Raw genomic sequence first — 4858 nt, forward strand, 5'->3', positions numbered from 1 at the left:
CGCGCCGAAGCCGCCCGCCAAGGGAGCCCAGCCGTGAGCCGCAAGCCGGTCGAACCGCCCAAGAAGCCCAAGGCCGCTCCGCGCGGCAAGACGCTCGAAGCGCCGGTCAATCCCGTCGAGGTGGTCAGCCACACGATCGAGCGCGCATTGGACCCGCTGGCCAGCGCCCTGAAACGCGCCGCGTTGAAACGCACCGACAAGGTCAGCCGCCAGATTGCGGAGAAGACCGACGCGCCGCCGCTCGCGCCGGCGAACTCGGCGCCCCCGATCTCACCGCTGGCGGTGCCGTTTCCGGCCATGCCGCCGATCGCCGGCGTCGAGCTCGCGACCGGTCGCGCCGGCTTCTACAAGCACGAACGCGAAGATCTGCTGCTTATGCGGTTCGCCAAAGGCGCCACCGCGGCCGGCGTGTTCACCCGTCATGGCGTGGGATCTGCACCTGTGGACTGGTGCAAGCGCCAGTTGGCCGCCTCGGGCGGCGCGGACGTGCGCGCCCTGGTGGTCAACGCCGGCTGCGCCAACGCCTTCACCGGTCGGCCCGGCGCCGACGCGGTGCGACGCGTGGCCTCGGCGGCCGCCAAGCGCTTCGATTGCCGCCAGCGGGATGTGATGACGGCGTCGACCGGCGTGATCGGCGTGCTGCTGGACGACGCGCGCATCACCCATCGACTGCCCGACCTGGACGCCAGGTTGTCGGCGGACGGTTGGGCCGGGGCCGCCCAGGCCATCATGACGACCGACACCTTCGCCAAGGGCGCGTTCGCCACCGCTGAGATCGATGGGGTGAAGGTCAGCATCGGCGGCATCGCCAAGGGCTCGGGCATGATCGCGCCAGATATGGCGACCATGCTGGCGTTCGTGGCCACTGACGCCTCGATCGCGCCGGCGGCCCTGCAGACCCTGCTGAGCCTCTATACGCGCACCACATTCAACTGCGTGACGGTGGACGGCGACCGCTCGACCAATGACACCCTGCTGCTGTTCGCCACCGGCCAGGCGGGAGCGCCCCGCATCAGCCGTGCGGGCGACCGCAGGCTGGCGGATTTCCGCGAGAAGCTGGAGGGCGTGCTCCTCAACCTGGCATTGCAACTGGTGCGTGACGGGGAGGGGGCCACCAAGTTCGTCAAGATCACCGTCAACGGCGCGGAGAGCCCGGCCTCGGCCCGCAAGATCGCGCGCACCATCGCCGAGAGTCCGCTGGTCAAGACCGCCTTCGCCGGCGAGGACGCCAATTGGGGCCGCGTCGTCATGGCCGTGGGCCGCGCCGACGAGCCGGTTGACCGTGACCGCATGAGCATTCGCTTCGGCGAGCTGTGGGCGGCGCAGGACGGACTGATCGCCGCGTCCTACGACGAGGCGAAGATGAGCGCCTACATGAAGCGCCAGGAGCTTGAGGTTCAGGTTGACGTCGGGGTTGGCCGCGGCTCGGCGTCGATGTGGACCTGCGACCTGACAAAGCAGTATGTGGCGATCAACGGCGACTACCGCTCATAGCCTGTACGATCGCGCGCCGCGAGCACGCCGCGCCCAAGCGTCACCTTTGATTAAGCCTGTCGTTGCTGTATGTCCTGACGCGGAGCAACTGGGGGCGGCGCATGGTTGTCTTCGAGCGCGACCTTTCAGCTGAGGCGAGCCGGCGTCTTGACGAGGCCTGGCTGAAGCGCTTCTCGGCCGCCCTGCATGCGGACCGCGGCTTCTACGTCGCCATAGCCGTCTACGTGATCGCCGGATTCGCCTTCGCCGCCCTCGCGCGGCGTGAGCTACATTTCGACGGCGCCTACTTCCGGGTGTGGATGCAGCTGATCGTCAGCGCGCTGGCGCTCAGCCTGACGATCGGGCTGTGCGGCGCGGTGGTGCGCGGTTCGGCGCACGGCCGATGGGAGGCCGCCGGCAAGGCGGTGCGCCACAGCCTTCGCCCCGAGATCGCCGCCGGCCTGCTGCTGTTCGCCGGCCTGGGCCTGTTCACCGCGGCGTTCACGGCCATCAAATGCATGTTGCCGCACGCGCGTCCGTTCTGGGCCGACGCCCTGCTGGCCGATTTCGACCGGGCGCTGTTCTTCGGGCGCGACCCGTGGCTGTGGTTGCAGCCGTTGTTGGGGCGTTACGCCGTCACCTCGGTGGTCGAGTTCGTCTACGGGCCGGTGTGGATCACCATGATGCTCTTGGCGCCGCTGTTCGCCGCGGCGTTCATGCAGCGCGGCGCTCTGCGTAATCAGTTTCTCGCGGCCTATCTGCTGGCCTGGTCGGTCAACGGCACCCTGATCGCCGGACTCATGATGTCGGCGGGGCCCGCATTCTTCGCCCAGGTGACCGGCGACGCCGCGCGGTTCGGGCAGCTGGTGTCGTATCTGCAGTACAACCTCGACTGGTCGATGTCGGCCAGCGCCGGCCAGCACATGCTGTGGAGCCTCTATCAGCACCAGCTCTCGAGCCTTGGGGCGGGGATCTCGGCGTTCCCGAGCATGCACATGAGCATGACCACGCTATGCGTCCTGGCGGCGTGGCGCCTCGATCGGCGCGCCGGCTGGGCGATGCTCGCGTTCGCGGTGGTGATCACCGCAGGCTCAATCCACCTGGCCTGGCACTACGCCGCCGACGGCCTGTTCGCGATCGTCAGCAGCGTCTGCCTGTGGAAGCTCGCCGGCTGGGCGACCCGGCGCGCGGACGCGCGCGAACGCGGGTCTGCACCGACGGCCTGAATGGCTCGATCGGGTTAGGCTGATGTGGGGACATGCCGGCCGCACCCGCCGGTTCTATGGCGGATGCGGCGGCTCGTTTTTAGCTTAGCGGTTGGACCAGACGCCGGTGCGACGGGCCGGGGCTGCTTCTCCGCCGCCACCGCCGCCACGCTTGGGCCCGCGGAAGCCGGTCTTGGCCGCGCCGCCGCCGCCGCCCGAACCCTTGCCCTGACCGGACTTGGCTTGCGGACGACCGCCGCGCTTGGCGTGACTGTCGCGCGGCGGGTGCGCCGGACGTTCAGCCCGCACGCCCGCCGGTTCCGGCATGGCTGCGGTCATCGCGCCCAGTTGACGATCGTTGCGGCGATCGAAGGTGGGAATGGTCTGGCGCGTCACCTTCTGGATGTCGCGCAGCAGATTGCGTTCGTCGTCGGCGCAGAAGCTGACCGCGCTGCCGTTTGCGCCGGCCCGCGCCGTCCGCCCGATACGGTGGACATAGGCCTCCGGCACGTTCGGCAACTCGTACTGGACGACGTGGGTGACGCTGTCGATGTCGATGCCGCGGGCTGCGATGTCGGTGGCGACCAGGGCGCGGACCTCGCCGGCCTTGAACTGCGCCAGCGCCCGTTCACGCTGGCCCTGGCTCTTGTCGCCGTGGATCGAAGCCGCCTCGACGCCGACCTGCTCCAGCGAGCGGGCGACGCGGTCGGCGCCGCGCTTGGTGCGGGTGAAGACGATGACGCGGGTGAAGGCCTTGTCCTCGAACAGTTCGGCCAGCAGGGCGCGCTTGCGGGGGCTCTCGATGTAAAGGACCTGCTGGTTGACGCGCTCAACGGTCGTCGCCTGCGGGGCGACGGATACTTTCAGCGGATCCTTCAACAGCTCGCCGGCCAGCTTGCCGATCTCGTTCGGCATGGTCGCCGAGAAGAACAGGTTCTGACGCTGCTTGGGCAGGTGGGCGACGATCTTGCGGATCGGCACCAGGAAGCCCAGGTCGAGCATCTGGTCGGCTTCGTCGAGCACGAAGATCTCGGTCTGGCTGAGCACGGCCATCTTTTCCTGCAGGTGGTCGAGCAGGCGGCCGGGCGTTGCCACCAGCACGTCGATGCCGGCGGCAAGCGCCTTGATCTGCGCGCCGTACTTCACGCCGCCGAAGATCACCGCGGTGCTGAAGCCCAGGTAGCGGCCGTAGGTCTTGAAGCTCTCGCCGATCTGGGTGGCGAGTTCGCGGGTCGGGGCCAGGATCAGCACCCGGCAGCCGCGACGCGGCGCGGGCTTACGGTCGGCGGCGAGGCGATGGAGGATAGGCAGGGCGAAGGCCGCGGTCTTGCCGGTGCCGGTCTGGGCGATGCCCAGCAGGTCGCGGCCGTCCATGACGCCGGGAATGGCCTGGGTCTGGATCGGGGTCGGTTGAGAATAGCCTTCGTCGGCGAGGGCCTTGAGCAGCAGTTTGTCGAGGCCGAGGTCGGTGAATTGAGTCAAGTGATGTCTTTCACGTACGCCGCGTGAGCGCGCGGCTTCGAACGATGCGAAGTCTCGCGCGCTGGGCGGCTGAGAAGATGGGGAAGCGCCCCGCGTGGCCGGGCGATCTATGTAATCTTCAGGGCGCTCGACAGGCTGGGCTTCCTGTTCTGGAAGCCCTCACGCGGCTGGAGCGCCGATAGCGTCCGATGAGGACGCCCGCCGCACATCGGGGTTATCCACCGTCAAGTCAAGTCATGGATGCGTAATGGCCGCAGGGTGTGGCGCCGGAGACGCAACGGCGTGGGCCTGTTGCAAAGCCTGCCTGGAGAGGCGAAGGAGCCGCGATGGCCGATCCCAAACCCATGCTGCTGGTCGCCGCCGCGGCGCTCGTCGACGTCGACGGCCGCGTGCTGATCTGCCAGCGCCCCGAGGGCAAGCAACTGGCGGGCCTCTGGGAATTCCCGGGCGGCAAGGTCGAGCCGGGCGAGACGCCGGAAGCCTGCCTGATCCGCGAGCTGGAGGAAGAGCTGGGGATCGTCGTCAGCCACGCCTGCCTGGCGCCGTTCGTGTTCGCCAGCCACGCCTACCAGGGCTTCCACCTGCTGATGCCGCTGTATCTGTGCCGGCGCTGGGAGGGCCAGGTGACGGCGCGCGAGCACAAGGCGCTGGCCTGGGTCAGGCCGAACGACATGGACGCCTATCCGATGCCGCCGGCC

The 4858-nt window shown here is 68.9% G+C and carries 4 protein-coding genes; 3 read left to right on the forward strand and 1 reads right to left on the reverse strand.

The window, feature by feature from the left end:
• Positions 1-33 precede the first annotated feature (33 nt).
• Both argJ and Q8M88_RS04225 read left to right on the forward strand, forming a co-directional pair.
• Positions 34-1494: a bifunctional glutamate N-acetyltransferase/amino-acid acetyltransferase ArgJ gene (gene argJ / locus Q8M88_RS04220; RefSeq protein WP_371132626.1), complete on the forward strand. Its 1461-nt coding sequence runs from the start codon at positions 34-36 to the stop codon at positions 1492-1494.
• 101 nt (positions 1495-1595) lie between these two features.
• Positions 1596-2699: a phosphatase PAP2 family protein gene (locus tag Q8M88_RS04225; protein ID WP_305594998.1), complete on the forward strand. Its 1104-nt coding sequence runs from the start codon at positions 1596-1598 to the stop codon at positions 2697-2699.
• 84 nt (positions 2700-2783) lie between these two features.
• Here Q8M88_RS04225 and Q8M88_RS04230 read toward each other — a convergent pair whose 3' ends face one another.
• On the reverse strand, positions 2784-4160 hold the full coding sequence (locus Q8M88_RS04230) for a DEAD/DEAH box helicase (RefSeq protein WP_305594999.1): 1377 nt from the start codon (positions 4158-4160) through the stop codon (positions 2784-2786).
• Between the two features lie 326 nt (positions 4161-4486).
• On the opposite strand from Q8M88_RS04230, the gene Q8M88_RS04235 reads away from it, so the two are divergent.
• On the forward strand, positions 4487-4858 hold a 372-nt coding region (locus tag Q8M88_RS04235; protein WP_305595000.1), incomplete at its 3' end, for a (deoxy)nucleoside triphosphate pyrophosphohydrolase.

The organism is Phenylobacterium sp., assembly GCF_030693805.1.
Lineage (GTDB): Bacteria > Pseudomonadota > Alphaproteobacteria > Caulobacterales > Caulobacteraceae > Phenylobacterium.